Annotated in this window: 13 protein-coding genes; 2 read left to right on the top strand and 11 right to left on the bottom strand. The window is 61.6% G+C overall.

The window, feature by feature from the left end; genetic code table 11:
* Positions 1-85: 85 nt before the first annotated feature.
* From AC07RZ_RS04225 to kdpF, 9 genes are all read right to left on the bottom strand, one after another.
* Positions 86-454 carry a nuclear transport factor 2 family protein gene (locus AC07RZ_RS04225; RefSeq protein ID WP_144738829.1) on the bottom strand — a complete coding sequence of 123 codons (369 nt, stop codon included), beginning with the start codon at positions 452-454 and terminating at the stop codon, positions 86-88.
* Between the two features lie 46 nt (positions 455-500).
* Positions 501-1,013, bottom strand: a complete 513-nt coding sequence (locus tag AC07RZ_RS04220) for a cupin domain-containing protein (RefSeq protein WP_144738828.1) — start codon at positions 1,011-1,013, stop codon at positions 501-503.
* A gap of 22 nt (positions 1,014-1,035) precedes the next feature.
* Positions 1,036-1,737: a two-component system response regulator KdpE gene (kdpE, locus tag AC07RZ_RS04215; protein ID WP_175500952.1), complete on the bottom strand. Its 702-nt coding sequence runs from the start codon at positions 1,735-1,737 to the stop codon at positions 1,036-1,038.
* Entirely contained in the window at positions 1,734-4,502 is a 2,769-nt protein-coding gene (gene kdpD, locus AC07RZ_RS04210; RefSeq protein ID WP_494667008.1) for a two-component system sensor histidine kinase KdpD, read from the bottom strand. Before kdpD ends, kdpE begins: the two co-directional genes overlap by 4 nt.
* A gap of 223 nt (positions 4,503-4,725) precedes the next feature.
* Positions 4,726-5,472: a TorF family putative porin gene (locus tag AC07RZ_RS04205; RefSeq protein WP_494667007.1), complete on the bottom strand. Its 747-nt coding sequence runs from the start codon at positions 5,470-5,472 to the stop codon at positions 4,726-4,728.
* A gap of 135 nt (positions 5,473-5,607) precedes the next feature.
* Complete coding sequence (kdpC, locus tag AC07RZ_RS04200; protein WP_494667006.1) at positions 5,608-6,270, bottom strand: potassium-transporting ATPase subunit KdpC; 663 nt, start codon at positions 6,268-6,270, stop codon at positions 5,608-5,610.
* 14 nt (positions 6,271-6,284) lie between these two features.
* Positions 6,285-8,387, bottom strand: coding sequence for a potassium-transporting ATPase subunit KdpB (gene kdpB / locus AC07RZ_RS04195; protein WP_494667005.1), 2,103 nt, complete (start codon positions 8,385-8,387; stop codon positions 6,285-6,287).
* A gap of 78 nt (positions 8,388-8,465) precedes the next feature.
* Entirely contained in the window at positions 8,466-10,283 is a 1,818-nt protein-coding gene (gene kdpA, locus AC07RZ_RS04190; RefSeq protein WP_494667004.1) for a potassium-transporting ATPase subunit KdpA, read from the bottom strand.
* A 1-nt stretch (position 10,284) separates the two neighbouring features.
* A complete protein-coding gene (gene kdpF / locus AC07RZ_RS04185; RefSeq protein WP_494667003.1) occupies positions 10,285-10,374 on the bottom strand; it encodes a K(+)-transporting ATPase subunit F in 90 nt (29 codons plus the stop codon).
* Positions 10,375-10,715: 341 nt separating this feature from the next.
* On the opposite strand from kdpF, the gene AC07RZ_RS04180 reads away from it, so the two are divergent.
* Together AC07RZ_RS04180 and AC07RZ_RS04175 are read left to right on the top strand one after the other, a co-directional pair.
* Positions 10,716-12,884 carry an FUSC family membrane protein gene (locus AC07RZ_RS04180; RefSeq protein ID WP_494667002.1) on the top strand — a complete coding sequence of 723 codons (2,169 nt, stop codon included), beginning with the start codon at positions 10,716-10,718 and terminating at the stop codon, positions 12,882-12,884.
* A 165-nt stretch (positions 12,885-13,049) separates the two neighbouring features.
* On the top strand, positions 13,050-13,439 hold the full coding sequence (locus AC07RZ_RS04175) for a hypothetical protein (RefSeq protein ID WP_494667001.1): 390 nt from the start codon (positions 13,050-13,052) through the stop codon (positions 13,437-13,439).
* 2 nt (positions 13,440-13,441) lie between these two features.
* On the opposite strand, the gene AC07RZ_RS04170 is transcribed toward AC07RZ_RS04175, so the two are convergent.
* Together AC07RZ_RS04170 and AC07RZ_RS04165 are read right to left on the bottom strand one after the other, a co-directional pair.
* A complete protein-coding gene (locus AC07RZ_RS04170) occupies positions 13,442-14,338 on the bottom strand; it encodes an SMP-30/gluconolactonase/LRE family protein (protein WP_494667000.1) in 897 nt (298 codons plus the stop codon).
* 89 nt (positions 14,339-14,427) lie between these two features.
* Positions 14,428-15,501 (bottom strand): porin, encoded by a 1,074-nt coding sequence (locus tag AC07RZ_RS04165; RefSeq protein WP_494666999.1) that lies wholly within the window; start codon positions 15,499-15,501, stop codon positions 14,428-14,430.
* Between the last annotated feature and the right edge of the window lie 160 nt (positions 15,502-15,661).

The following is a 15,661-nucleotide window of genomic DNA, read 5'->3' as shown; positions in this document are numbered from 1 at the left end:
AGATGCACGCAGTGTTGCATCTGTCTGTCCGCTAGTTTACACCTATTCCTGCAACTTGGCAGGATGTACGACGACCACCCTGTTTTCAGGCCAGCTTGCGTTGTCCAGGATCGTAATAAAAACGTTCTTCGCTTATCTTGTCGCCGCGCCAAAGCTGGTAGGCGATTTCGTCCAGCCGGAAACTGCGGCCGTCGTGGGCGACCATTTCGAACAGCCAGTTGATGGCGACCCGGTCGCCGTCAACCAGGAAAGACTTGGCGGCCACGGTGCGGATTTCCTTGAACGCCGCCAGCGCCTTTTCTTCTCCGGCCACCAGCGCCTGCAGCCCGGTGCGCGGCGGCTCCAGGTTTTCCTGCATGGATGCATCTTCCGTATAAAATTCCTGGATTGCCTCTACGTACTTCCCTTGCACAACCAGCGCGATAAAACTTTCAACGTGTTCTCGACTTGGCATGGATCGGTCCTGTAAGCGTGGATAGGAGTGAAGACTATACCCGCCTTCAGAACGGTCCGTTGGACTCCCGCAATTTGTCCGGCAAGCCGTCGTGCGGACCAAGCGGCTGTTTCGGCGCATCCAGCCAAAGCTGCTCGCCGATCTCGGCGTTGCGCTGCGCATGCAAGGCGTAATAAACCTGGTTGTCGGCGCGGAAGCGGTCGCCCACCACCAGCAGCCGCACATCGGTCTCGGTATTGTTGATGAAGGTATGCGCAAGGCCGGTGCCGGGTGCAAAGCCGACGCCGTCTCCCGGCGCCAGCCGGTGCAGGTGGCCGTCCAGCCAGACATCCGGCGCGCCTTCGATGACATAGACGAATTCTTCCTCGGTCTTCTCCGCATGCGGCCAGGACGTGCGCCGTCCCGGCGGCAGCAGTTCATGGTGGATGCCGAGCCGGTTCAGGCCGAACACGCGGCCGAACGGCGAACCTATGGCCATCAGCTCGGCGCTGCCGGGATAACTGGAATCGTCCGCGCCTTGGATCTCTTGCCAATGCTTGATGCAGTCCGGCCTGGTCATGCTCTTCTCCTCTTGTTGGCTGTCATTGGGATAGCAGGATCCGGTAGCCGACCGCGGTCTCGGTCAGCAGGTGCTTGGGCTGGGCCGGATCGTCTTCCAGCTTCTGCCGCAAGTGTCCCATGTAGATCCGCAGGTAGTGGCCGCTCTCCGAATGCGACGGCCCCCACACTTCCTTGAGCAGCTGCGGATTGGTCACCACCCGTCCGGCGTTGGCCACCAGCACCGACAGCAGCCGATACTCGGTCGGCGTCAGGTGCACCTGCTGCTGCGCCTTGGTGACCAGCCGCGCCTGCAGGTCCAGCGTGACGTCGCCGAAGCGGATCAGGCCGTCATCGCCGGCCAGCGGCTGGTGCTGGCGGCGCAGCGTGGCGCGTACCCGCGCCAGCAGCTCGCCGACGCCGAAAGGTTTGCTCAGGTAATCGTCGGCGCCGGCGTCGAGCGCCTTGATCTTGTCGGTTTCATTGACGCGCGCCGACAGCACGATGATCGGCACCCGCGACCACTTCCTGACATCCAGGATGAAATCGACGCCGTCGCCATCCGGCAGGCCGAGATCGAGGATCACCAGGTTCGGCTTGCGGGTGCCGCAATCGATCAGGCCGCGCTGCATGGTGGCCGCTTCAAAAATCTGCCAGCCTTCATCTTCCAGGGCGGCGCGTACAAAACGGCGGATCTGCGGTTCGTCCTCGACCAGCAGCGCGATGGGTGTGGGTTGTATCGTCATGCTTTCTCCGTATCGTCGCCGGCGCCCGCTTCGTGTTCTTCCAGGTCCGGCATGCTGGGCGGCGCGCCGAGCGGAATGGTGAAGATGAATTCAGCGCCGCTTTCGCCGTGGCGGCCGCTGCGGGCATGGATGCTGCCGCCGTGGGCTTCCACGATGGCGCGGCAGATCGCCAGCCCGAGTCCAACGCCGGGCTTGGCTGATTCGCGCTCGCCGCGCGTGAATTTTTCAAATATCGTATCTTCCATGCCGCTCGGCAGCCCCGGGCCGTCATCGGCGACGGTGACCGTCAGGACGCGCGCGTTCGCCACCGCCGCCAGGACGATGCGGGAGCCGGCCGGCGTGTACTTGGCGGCGTTCTCCAGCAGGTTGCACAGCACGCGTTCGATCAGCACCGCGTCAAAATGAACCAGCGGCAATTCGTGCGCCACCCTGATCTCGACCTGGTGCCCATGCAGCGCTGAGCCGCTGGCGCGCAATGCGCTGCCGACCACTTCCTCGAACGGCTGCCACTGCAGGTTCAGCTTGACCTCGCCGCTCTGGATGCGCGCCATGTCCAGCAAATTGGTCACCAGCGCGCTCATGCGCAGCATCTCGCTGTGCAGCGCGGCAGCCAGCGCCTGCTGGTTCTGCTGCAGCGGCGGTTTCGACAGCACCAGCGACTCGGACAAGCCGATCAAGGCCGTCAGCGGCGTGCGCAAATCGTGCGACAGCGCCGACAGCAGGGAATTGCGCAAACGCTCCGACTCCATGCGCACCAGGGCGTCTTGCGCCACTTCGACATAATGCACGCGCTCCAGCGCAATCGCGGTCAGGGTAGCGAAGGTATACAACTGTTGCTGCTGCTCCGGGATCAGGATCCAGCGCCGGTTGTGCGGCAGGATCACCAGCACGCCGCGGGTGCGCATCGGCGCCACCAAAGGCAGGTACAGGTAATTGCTGGCCGGCAGGGTATCGGTGCCGATGCCAGCGCTGCTGGCATTGTCGAAAGCCCACTGGGCGATGCCCATGTCGAGCGCCGCGGCGACATGGGCCACGTCCTCCGGTATCACGCCCGGCAGGTGCAGCCGGCCGGCCTCGTCGGGCAGCAGCAGCAAGGTCTTGGCCTGGAAGCTGCGCTGCAGGAACAGCCCGCTGGTCTCGAAGATCTGTTCCGTCTGCAGCACCCCCGACAAGGCGCGGGCGAATTCGAACAAGGCGCGCGAGCGCGCTTCACGGTCCGAGGCAATCCGGGCCTGGTAGCGCAGGCCGGAGGTCAGGTGGGTAATGGTCAGGCCGACCGCCAGCATCACGCCGAAAGTCAGCAGGTACTGGAAATCGCTGACGGCAAAAGAAAAACGCGGCGGCACAAAAAAGAAATCGAAGGAAGCGATGCTCAGCAAGGCGACAAAAATCGCCGGCCCGCGGCCATAGCGGATAGCGATCAGGACTTCCGCCAGCAGGTACAGCATGACGATGTTGGCCAGGTCGAAAAACGGCAATATCGGCGTCGCCAGCAGCGTCACCAGCACGCACACCGCCAGCGCCCAGGCATAACCCCACCATTCGATCCGGCTCTGCATCGGCAAATGGCGCGGCAGGATGGAGCCGGCCGCTTCCGGCTTTTCCACCGCGCTGGCCGAATTTGCGCCGATGGCGATCAGGTCGATGTCGCGGGCATGGGCCGCGATCCGCGCGGAATGGCTGGCTAGCCAGGGAAAGCGGCGCCGGCTGCGGCCGATGATGATCTTCGAGAAATTGTGGCTGCGGGCATACCCGGCCACAACCTCGCCCACTTCGCTGCCGGCCAGCACGGCGGTGGTCGCTCCCAGGTCCTGCGCCAGCTTGAGCGTCTTCAGGATGCGTTCGCGCTTGGCGGAAGGAAGGCGCTGCAGTTTCGGCGTCTCGACATACACCGCATGCCATTCGGCATTGAGCTGGGTCGCCAGCCGCGCAGTGCTGCGGATGACGTGTTCCGCGCCGGGCGAGGGACCGACGCAGGCCAGCAAGGCGGCGTCGGTCTGCCATACCGCGCCGATGGATTTTTCGATCCGGTATGCCTGGACATCGCCCTGCAGGCGATCCGCGGTGCGCCGCAAAGCCAGTTCGCGCAGCGCGATCAGGTTGCCTTTGCGGAAAAAATTGCGCGAGGCGCGCTCGGCCTGCGGCAGCTGATACACCTTGCCGAGTTTCAGCCGGTTCAGCAATTCATCGGCAGGCAGGTCTACCAGCACCACCTCATCGGCGGCGTCGAAGACGGTGTCCGGCAAGGTTTCCGCGACGCGGATGCCGGTGATGCCGCCGACGACGTCGTTCAGGCTTTCCAGGTGCTGGACATTCAGTGTGGTGAAGACATCGATGCCGGCGTTCAGCAACTCTTCCACATCTTGCCAGCGCTTCGGATGGCGTGAGCCGGAGGCATTGGAATGCGCGAGTTCATCGACCAGTATCAGCGATGGCTTGCGCCGCAGGGCGGCGTCCAGGTCGAATTCCGGCAATTGCTTGTCGCGGTAGCTTACCAGCTTCAAAGGCAGCACTTCCAGTCCGTTCAGCAGTGCCGCCGTCTCCGCCCGGCCGTGGCTCTCGATCACGCCGGCCAGCACCTCGCGCCCTTCGCTATGCAGCTTATGCGCGGCGCTGAGCATGGCGTAGGTCTTGCCGACGCCTGCCGAAGCGCCGAAATAGATGCGCAGCTTGCCCCGCCCGGCCAGGCTTTCCTGCACCTGCAGCTGCGCCAGCAAGGCATCCGGATCGGGGCGCAGGTTATCGTTTGAATAGGGTGAAGACACTGGTTGCCTTGTGAAAGCCATCGATAAGACGGTTGTGTAAAATCGTAGCGTTAATTGTAGATGGAATCCAGCTATCGCTACGATATACCGAAATCCACATGAACTCCTCGCCGGTCCGTGTATCGGTCCCGGTCCCGGTATCGGTATCGGCCCTTCAATGGCTACAGGCCGGAAGGCTCTGCGCCTTCCGACCCGTACCATTGGAACCGCCGGCCGGCAATCCTTAGAATGTCTTGGTCGCCGATACTACCAGCGCGGTTTTCCCCAGGTTCTTGCGATCCGGCGCCGGGCCCACATAATTCTTGGTGTCGGTGCCGATCACGGCCACGCTGCCGGACAGGAAGCCGAAATCCTTGGTCAAGCCGACTTTCCAGTCGTTATAGCTCAGCGACGAATTGTTTTTGACGGTCTGGTGGCCGGCATGCAGGTTGACCGTATAGCCGTTGCTGACATCGATATTGGCGCCGATGTCCAGGTAGCCGCTGTTCTTGCTGTCGGCGGCGCCGAACAGATTGGTCAGCGACTGCGAATACTTGATGTATGCCGGACCATAGCCTAGCTGGCCATACAGCTCCGTCGTATTGGCATCCGGATGCAGGTCGTTGGATGGATAGACATACGACAGCACGCCGAAATCGTAGCTCAGGTCCTGGGTGAAGTTACCTTTCTTGCCGGCATAGATATCCCATTCGATATTGCCGTCGCCGCCGCCGTCCTTGACCCATTTGAGCGTCGACAGCCAGGTGCCCGCATATAGCCCGGTAGGATTGTTGCCATAGTCGGCGCCGCCTTGCAGGGCCGGCTTCAGGCGTGTCTGGGAAATGCCGCGGAAGCGATAGTCGGAGACGACACTGGCATTGAACGTCAGGGAATTGTCCGGAACCGCTTCTTCGGCCTGCGAGCAGTTTGCAGTGAAGGCGGTAACGCCGATGACGGTCAGCAGGCCAGCAAAATAGATGATTTTCTTCATGTTTTCCAAGACAAAAACAGCGTGGTGGCGGTGTATTTCAAACCAGAGGAAACATGGACGTGTGAAAGCCGACCGCACGCCGTACGGCCAGCCTTGCAGGCACTATCCTTTCTGGAATGAAATGGGTGGTGAAACTTAGTTTGCGGCCGGATGCTGCCGGTCGAGCGCCAGGTTCAACGCCAGGACGTTGACGCGCGGCTCGCCGAAGAAACCCAGGCTGCGCTGCAGCTGCAGGCTGTCGATCAGGGCATGCACCGTATCGACATTGAGCTTGCGCTCGCGTGCAATGCGCCCGGCCTGGTAGTAGGCGGCCGCCAGGCTGATTTCCGGGTCCAGGCCGCTGCCCGAAGCAGTCACCAGGTCCACCGGGATCGGCAGCGCATTGCCAGGATCGGCAGCTTTCAAGGCATCGGCCCTGCCCCTGACCGCGTCGATCAAAGCCGGGTTGCTAGGCCCGAAATTGGAGCCGCCGGAAGACTGGGCGTTATATGGCATCGGGCTGGTGGCCGACAGGCGTCCCCAGAAATAGTTGGGAGCGGAAAATTCCTGGCCGATCAGGCGCGAACCGACCAGCTTGCCGTTTTGCACGATCAGACTGCCTGACGCCTGGTCGGGGAAGACGGCCTTGCCGATGCCGGTCACGGCCAGCGGATAGATCACGCCGCACAGGACTGTCAGGCTGGCGAACAGCACCAGTGCCGGACGCAATACGCCTTGCGAAGCCGCTTGCGACGAAGCCGTTTTTGAATTGACCGTCAGTTTTGCCGGCGGCAGCGTTGTTGTGGATGCGGATTTCATTTCTATACTCCTAATTACACCAGGTGCATGACCGACAGAATCATGTCGATCAGTTTGATGCCGATAAAGGGCAATATGATGCCGCCCAGGCCGTAGATCAGCAGGTTGCGGCGCAGCAGCGAAGCGGCGCCGACTGCGCGGTAGCGCACCCCTTTCAACGCCAGCGGAATCAGCACCACGATGATCAGGGCGTTGAAGATCACTGCCGACATGATGGCCGACGACGGGCTGGCCAGGCGCATCACGTTAAGCGCCGCGAGCTGCGGATAAGTGGTGATGAAGGCGGCCGGGATAATCGCGAAATACTTGGCGATATCGTTGGCGATCGAAAAGGTCGACAAGGCGCCGCGCGTCATCAGCATCTGCTTGCCGATCTCGACGATCTCCAGCAGCTTGGTCGGGTTCGAATCGAGATCGACCATGTTGCCGGCTTCCTTCGCCGCCTGCGTGCCGCTGTTCATCGCCACCGCGACGTCGGCCTGGGCCAGCGCCGGCGCGTCGTTGGTGCCGTCGCCGGTCATCGCCACCAGCCGGCCTTCCGACTGGTAGCTGCGGATCAGCTTGAGCTTGTCTTCCGGCGTCGCTTCCGCCAGGAAGTCGTCGACGCCGGCTTCGGCGGCGATCGATGCCGCTGTCAGGCGGTTGTCGCCGGTGATCATGACGGTCTTGATGCCCATCCGGCGCAACTCGGCAAAACGCTCCTTGATGCCGCCCTTGACGATATCCTTCAGCTCGACCACGCCCATCACCACGCCCTCGTCCACCACCACCAGCGGCGTGCTGCCGCGGCGGGCGACGTCGTCGACGTTGTGCGCGACTTCCGCCGGGAACGGCTGCCCCAGTTCCTGCAGGTAGTTCTTGAGCGCCTCGGACGAACCCTTGCGGATCGCGCGAACTTTGCCGACTGCGCTGCCGGCTTCGCCGATATCGATGCCGCTCATGCGGGTCTGCGCGGTGAACGGCACAAAGGTGGCGTGCAGCGAGTTCATCTCGCGTTCACGGATATTGAAACGCTGCTTGGCCAGCACCACGATGCTGCGCCCTTCCGGCGTTTCATCCGCCAGCGACGCCAGCTGAGCCACGTCCGCCAATTGCTGTTCGGTGATGCCTGGCGCCGGGATGAATGCCGAAGCCTGGCGATTGCCGAGCGTGATGGTGCCGGTCTTGTCCAGCAACAGCACGTCGACGTCGCCGGCGGCTTCCACCGCGCGGCCGGAAGTGGCGATCACATTGGCCTGCATCATGCGGCTCATGCCTGCCACGCCGATGGCGGACAGCAAGGCGCCGATGGTAGTCGGGATCAGGCACACCAGCAAGGCGACCAGCACCGTGATGGTGATCGGGGAGCCGAACTTGGCTGCGGCCACGCTAAACAGCGAGAACGGCAGCAACGTCACGGTCACCAGCAGGAACACGATGGTCAGCGCCACCAGCAGGATGGTCAGCGCGATCTCGTTCGGCGTCTTTTGCCGCTTGGCGCTTTCCACCATCGAGATCATGCGGTCAAGGAAGGCTTCGCCTGGATTGACCGAGACCCGCACCACCAGCCAGTCCGACAGCACCCGGGTGCCGCCGGTGACGGCGGAAAAATCGCCGCCGGATTCACGGATCACGGGCGCCGATTCGCCGGTGATGGCGCTTTCGTCAACCGAGGCCACGCCTTCGATCACTTCACCGTCGACCGGGATCACGTCGCCGGCTTCCACCAGCACGACGTCGCCCTTGCGCAGGTTGCTGGCCGGGGTGGCCGCCCAATTGCTGAGCTGGCCCTTGGGCTTGTTGCCGTTTTCCAGCTTTTTGGCGGAAACGGTCTGCTTCAAGGCCCGCAGCGATTCCGCCTGCGCCTTGCTGCGCCCTTCCGCCAGCGCTTCGGCGAAATTGGCGAACAGGACGGTGAACCAGAGCCAGACCGAGATCGCCAGGATGAAGGCCGGGCTGGCTTCGCCCTTGCCGGCCAGGGCCTGGAAATACAGCAAGGTGGTCAGGATGCTGCCGATATAAACCACGAACATGACCGGGTTGCGCAATTGCGTTTGCGGCGCCAGTTTTTTGAACGATGCAACGATGGCCGGGCCCATGAGCGCGGAATCGAAGAGCGTCAGATTAGTGCGAGACATGATGTTCCTCTTGATCAGTTGAGGACAGAGTAATGCGCCACGCTGCGGTGGCTCTTAAACTCTGTCCCGCAAATATTTTTACCGTGCAAACATCTGCAAATGTTCAACCACCGGGCCAAGCGCCAGGGCCGGCACGTAGTTCAGTACGCCCACCAGCACTACAACGCCGATCAGCAAGACAATAAACAGCGGGCCGTGTGTAGGCATGGTGCCGGAGTTCGGTTCCAGCCGTTTTTTGGCCGCGAACGAACCGGCCATCGCCAGGATCGTGACGATGATGATGAAACGCCCGAACCACATGGCTATCGCCAGCATCACGTTATAGAACGGCGTGTTGGCCGACAGGCCGCCGAACGCGCTGCCGTTGTTGTTGGCTGCGGAAGAAAATGCATACAGGATTTCGCTGAAGCCATGGGCGCCCGGATTCAGGATGCCCGCCACGCCGGCCGTCGCCATCACCGCAATCGCGGTGCCGCCCAATACCAGCATCGGCGTCGCCAGGATCGCGATCGACGTCATCTTCATCTCGAATGACTGGATCTTCTTGCCCAGGTATTCCGGGGTGCGGCCGATCATCAGGCCGGCGATGAACACCGCCATGATCGCGAACACCAGCATGCCGTACAGGCCGGAACCGACGCCGCCGAACACCACTTCGCCCATTTGTATCAAGGCCATCGGCACCATGCCGCCCAATGCGGTAAACGAATCGTGCATGGCATTGACCGCACCGCAGGATGCCGCCGTGGTGATCGCTGCAAACAGGGCTGAAGCGCTGATGCCGAAGCGGGTTTCCTTCCCTTCCATGTTGCCGCCGGACTGCAGCAGGCTGTGGCCCTGGTCGATGCCCATCGCGGTCAGGCCGGGATGCGACTGCTGTTCCGCATACATGACTACCGCGGTCATGATGACGAAGATGATCGTCATCGCCGCCAGCACCGCCCAGCCCTGGCGGATGTCGCCGACCATGAAGCCGAACGTGAAGCACAGCGCCGCCGGGATCAGGAAGATCGCCAGCATCTGCATGAAATTCGACAGCGGTGTCGGATTTTCATAAGGATGGGCCGAGTTGGCGTTGAAGAAACCGCCGCCGTTGGTGCCTATCATCTTGATCGCTTCCTGCGACGCCACCGGACCCATCGCCAAAGTCTGCACCTTGGTGCTGGCGGCTTCCATCACCGGCTTGCCCGCTGCGTCATTGACCGGCTGGCCGTCGGCGCCGACTTTCGGCTGCTGATAGTCCAGCGACTGCACGATGCTGGCGTCTTTATACGAATCGAAATTCTGGATCACGCCCTGGCTGATCAGGAATACCGAGAAAATCACCGACAGCGGCAGCAATACATACACGGTGGAACGCGTGACGTCGGTCCAGAAATTGCCGATAGACTGCGCCGAATGACGCGAAAAGCCGCGGATCAGGGCAAACGCAACGGCGATGCCGGTCGCTGCGGAAAAGAAATTCTGCACTGCCAGCACCAGCATCTGGGTCAGGTAGCTCATCGTGCCTTCGCCGGCATATCCCTGCCAGTTGGTATTGGAGATGAAACTGACCGCGGTGTTGAATGAGGAGTCGGGACTGACGTTGGCAAAATGCTGCGGATTCAGCGGCAGCCAGACCTGAAAGCGTTGCAGGCCGTAAGTCGCCAGCGCGCCGATGGTGTTGAACAGCAGCAGTGCCAGAGCGTAGTACTTCCAGTTCATTTCAGATTTGGCCTGAATGCCGGCGCAACGGTACAGCCATTGCTCGATCCGGTTGAACCAGCCGAAGCCAGGCACCGGGGCATGGTCGGACGACCCGGCGGCGACCTGCACGATGAATTTGCCGAGCGGATAGCTCAGCACCAGCAGCACCGCCAGGAAAGCGATCAGCAACATGATGGATTGGGAGGTCATGTCAGAAATCCTCCGCTTTTAACAAGGCCACCACCAGGTACGCCAGCAGCGCCACGGTGACCAGCGCACCGAGTACATAAAACGGGTTCATTGCTTATCCTCCAGCTTCTTGCATCCCACCGCCAGCGCCCAGGTGACGACAAACATCGCCACCACCGCGCCGACATAAATTCCATCCATTACCAGCTCCATCATTACCCTCGTTACAGATTAGTTGCGGTACCGACAGGCTATAGAGAAGCTTCTAAAAATGTCGTAAAGAGACGTGGCGGGGGTGTAAACAAAGTGTAAAAAAGCCGTAAAAATCCGCAGGAAAACCCTGCTGCCCGGAGCCCTGCCCGGCCTCATGCCTTTTTTGCACCTTCCGGCCCGATTTCCTGTTGCAAACGCGGTACACTTTCAGCCTTGCCGGCTATCGCAAAGACACCCCTCATGCACTACGCTCTAGATCTGCGCACCTTTATTTTTAGTCATTATTTCTATACGGGTTTGCGGATCGCCACGGGCGTGGTGGGGCTGACCCTGCTGGTGCTGCAGTTCAGCGACCTGCCGACCGCGATGACGGTCTGCATCGGCGCCCTGTCGACCAGCCTGATGGACCTGCCGAGCACGCTGCGCCACAAGTTCAATGAAATGCTGTCCAGCGTGCTGCTATGCACCGTGGTCACCCTGGTGATCAGCCTGTGCGCGCCGTTCCACTGGCTGCTGAGCCTGATGCTGGTGGTGGTCACCTTCCTCGCCAGCATGATGGTGGTGTATGGCAAAAAAGCCATGCCCCTGCAGTTTTCCGCGCTGTTCGTGATGACCCTGTCGATGGAAAACGCGATGAACGTGGAGCAGGCATTTTTCCATACCGGCCTGTTCCTGGGCGGCGGCCTGGCTTACCTGGCTTATTCGATGACCGTGTCGTGGTTCCTGCGCAGCCGCATCAAGCAGCAGGTGCTGGCCGAAGCCTTGTTCGAGCTGGCGCGCTATATCAACATCAAGGCCGATTTCTACGACATGCACGTCGACCTCAACAGCCAGTTCAATACGCTGGTGCGCCAGCAGATCGTGCTGGCCGAGAAGCAGCAGGCTTCGCGCGACCTGATCCTGCGCGATCCGAAGAACCAGGAAGATGCGATTCTGGTGCAGGTCCACTTCGGCATGTTCGACCTGTATGAGCACATCCTGTCGACCCATACCGACTACGTCATCCTGCGCCGCCACCTGGCCGACGCCGAAGTCCTGACCTACCTGCGCGACCTGGTCAGCAAGGCGGCCAAGGATATCGAAACCATCGCCTACGCCATCACCCGCAAGCGCGCTTCGTTCGCCAGCATCAGCTACAAGGCCGAGATGCGCTCCATCGAAAGCGAACTGCAGCAGCTGCAGCAAGACAGCCTGGCCGGCAAGGTGTCCGAGGAGGCCTTGGATATCCTGCGCGCCACGTATACCAAGATCTGCGATGCGATCGACATGATCGGCCAGCTGCACCATGCCACCCAGAGCGTGCAGGGGCCGCTGCCGGTGCTGATGGGCAAGGACATGACGCCGTTCCTGACCCAGCAGAAATACCAGCTGGGCGTGCTGGTCTCCAACCTGCGTTGGCAATCGCCGACTTTCCGTTTTGCGGTGCGTGCGGCCCTGGCGATCTCCTGCGGCCTGCTGGCGGCGGATGCCTTGCCGTATGCCGGCCACGGCTACTGGATCGTGCTGACCATCGCCATCATCCTCAAACCCAGCTTCAGCCAGACCAAGCAACGCCGCAGCGACCGCCTGGTAGGCACCCTGATAGGCTGCGTGGCGACCGCGCTGATATTGCGCTTCGTGCACGAACCGGTGGCCCTGCTCGGCTTCCTGTTCATGGCGACCGTGGCGGCGCCGGCCTTCATCTACGTCAAGTACCGCTACACGGCGATTGCCGCCAGCATGCAGATCCTGCTGCAGATCAACCTGGTGATCCCGAGCAGCGGCCACGTCATCGGCGAGCGCCTGATCGACACCCTGATCGGCGCCGCCATCGCCACCGCGTTCAGTTTCGTCTTGCCGAGCTGGGAATACCGCACGCTGCCGCAGCTGATCCGCAATGTCTTGAAAAGCAACCAGCGCTTCCTGGAAGCCGGCAACAACCTGTTGCAAGGCAAGGTGCGCGACGACTTCATCTACCGCGTCTGCCGCAAGCGTTTCCTCGACAGCATTTCGGAACTGGTGTCGACCCTGGTGCGCATGCTCGACGAGCCGGCCAGCAAGCATCGCGCGGTGGAAAACCTGAACCAGTTCATCGTGCAGAACTACCTGGTGATCGCCCACGTCGCGGCGCTGCGGATGCTGTTGCGGCGTAACGCCGAAGGCTTGCCGCAGGATGCGGTCAATGGCGAACTGGATGCAGCCACCGCGCGCGTCAGCAGGACCTTGGGACTGGCGGAACAGGTGCTCGACCCGAAGGCGCCCTTGCCGCCTTCCGAGGCGGCTCCGTTCACGGCGCAAACATCGGCAGGCAACCAGGCAGAGCAATGGCCGGCCTGGCATCCGTTGCAGCAGCGGGTGGAACTGCTGTACCAGGACAGTGAAAAAATCGCCGTCAACAGCGCGGCGATCGGGCGCATCCTGGCCGCGTGACGGCAGATGCCGGACGCGGCATTGTTCTGGCAAGGACTTTTCAAGACAAGATTTATTGTTTCTCTCAATAAAGACAAGTTAAACACTGACAACTGATATTTCCATGTAGTACCATTTCTTCATGGAAATTTATTTGCGGGTTTTACTATCTTTAAAGGGGTAACAATGAACATCTTCCTGTTAAAACTCGCCGCCGCATCCGCCCTGCTTTCCCTGGCCCCAAGCGCCATGGCCGGCGCCAACGGCGGCATCATCCACTTCACCGGCAATATCGTCGAGCCGCCTTGCAGCACCGGCAGCTTCGATGCCGGAAAACTTGACATTCACTGCGATAAATCCAGCGCCGTTGCAGTTTCATTCCAGCGCGTCGGTCCCGCTGCCAGTTCGGCCGCGGCCATTGTTACCTTGACGCGCGACGGCAAGGCGCTGGGAAACCAGCAAGCCACCGCCTACCGCATGGCCTTGCAAGGCGACAGCCAGCTCGGCCTGCGCGTTGCGCCACAAGCCGCCGGCGCCACCGTCAGCCCGGTGGTCATGACCATCAGCTATCTGTAAAGTCAGCCGCCGAAGCGGGCTTCCGGCAAACCGCGCACACCGGGCAAGCGCAGCTGGAATACGCCGCCCGCTGCCGGCTCGGCCAGCAAGGCTGCCGCCGACAGCGATTCGCGCGCGCTGGTCACGTACAGGGTATCCAGGCCTGCTCCGCCGAGCGCCACACAGCTGGGCTGCGCCACCGGCACCCGGACCATGCGGTCGATACTGCCGTCCGGCGCGAAACGCAGCACGCGATGGCCGCCCCATTGGGCATTCCACAGGTAACCCTCGCTATCGACGGTTGAACCGTCAGGCTCGCCCGGCTGCCCTTGCAAGCTGGCGAACTGGCGGTCATTGCTGATCGTGCCGGCGACGGTGTCATAGTCGCAGCAGCGTATCGTCTTGCTCGGCGAATCGCAGTAATACATGGTGCGGCCGTCGGGACTGAAGCAAATGCTGTTGCTGATGGCGACCTGCGGCAACGCCAGGCGTTCCAGCGTCAGGTCGGCGTTGAGCCGGTAGAAACCGCAGCAGCGCGCCAGGCCGGGAGCATCGTTCTTGGTGCCGAACACGAAGCGGCCGAAACGATCGCAGCGGCCGTCGTTCAGCCGCGTGTGCGGCAGGTCTGCTTCGACCGCGCAAATCGGCGTCACTGCATTGTTGGAAAAACTGAACCAGGCCAGCTGCGAGGCCAGCCCCAGCAGCAGGCGGTCGTCGTCTTCGGTCAAGGCAAACGTCGCCAGCCGCTCCGGCATCGGCCAGTTGCGGGTGGCGCCTGCGGCCGGATCGTGGCACCACAGGCTGGCGCCGAGGATATCGGTCCAGAACAGGCGTTGCGTGCGGCCGCACCACAGCACGCCCTCTCCCAGCAGATGCTTGCCGTCGAACAGCAGGCTGGCGGTGGCTATCTCGGTGCTCATGTCTCCATCCTCCGTGAAATGCAAACGAGGTCTTGACGACCTCGTTGCGGTACTACAGCAGAACCGACAGCTTACCTCAAAGCCAGGCCCTAGAAAGAATGGCTGACGCCAAGGTAGCCGCCGTTCTGGCTATGTCCGGCCAGCGGATTGTCGCCGCTCATTTCGACCGAGAAATTGGCGTTGCCCTTGTTGCGCACGGTGCCGACGCTGGCGTACAGCAAGGTACGCTTGGACAGGTTGTAGTTGGCGCCCAGCATGAACAGGTTGCCGCTGCCGCCGTCATTGTTGAGCTTGGCGTGGAAAGCGCCGCCGATCAGGGTCAGCGCCGGCGTCAGCATGTAGTTGGCGCCGATCCAGTAATGCTGGATCTTGTCTGGGCTGCCGGCAATGCTGTCTGGCGCCGAAACGTTTTCGTAGGCGGCGAACAGCTTCAAGGCATCGATAGTGTAAGTGCCGCCCACGATCAGGTCCTTGGACGCCGCATAGATATCGCTGTACTTGCCGTTGACGTCGCGGATCACGTCATAGATGGCGCGCAGTTCCAGCCCGGCGTTGGTGTACACCAGCGACACGCCGTCGCTGCGGCCGTTGCGGGTCGAGCCTGCCTGCTCGCCCAGGCTGGTTTGCACGGTAGCGTTAAAACCGCTCCAGGTCGGGGTCTGGTATTCGATCACATTGTTGGCGCCCGGCCAGTTGCGGCCCTTGACCAGGTTGGCGGTGCCGATGAATTGCTGGCCGGTCGGATCCAGGTACCAGACATCGTTGACGATGAACAGGTTCTTGCCGAACTTGATGGAACCGGCGCTGCCGCTCAGGCCGACATAAGAACGGCGGTTGAACAATGCGCTGCCGTTGGTCTGCCCGGTCGGCGCATTGAAGCCGGACTCCAGCAGGAAGAAAGCGCCCAGTCCGCCGCCCAGGTCTTCCGTGCCTTTGAAACCGAACATGCTGGTGCCCCACTGGTTGCCGGAGGTGCCGAATTTGCTGCCGGTGGCGCCGGTCTGGTTGCCGTTGGCGTCCTTCAATGCAACGCTGCTCTGGAAATCGATGCCGGCATCGACGCGCCCGTATATGGTGACGTTGGTCTGCGCTTGCGCTTGACTGCAGGCGGCGGCGATCAGGCCGAACAGGCCCGCCGCGGCGAGGCTTCTGGAAAAAATCATGTTGTCGTCTCCTTGAAATTATTATGAATTCATCCACTGCCGGCCTGCCCTCCATATCCGGAAATCGCAGACCTGCGTGAATGTGGGCTCATAGTAAGGATTCGATTGATATCGATCCAATGAATTTTTCCACTACATCAATACTGTATTTGGTATCATT

It is taken from the genome of Collimonas sp. GW821-FHT07E08, from assembly GCF_059418905.1.
The sequence above is the reverse complement of the archived record's forward strand: the minus strand, read 5'-3'. Positions and strand labels throughout refer to the sequence as shown.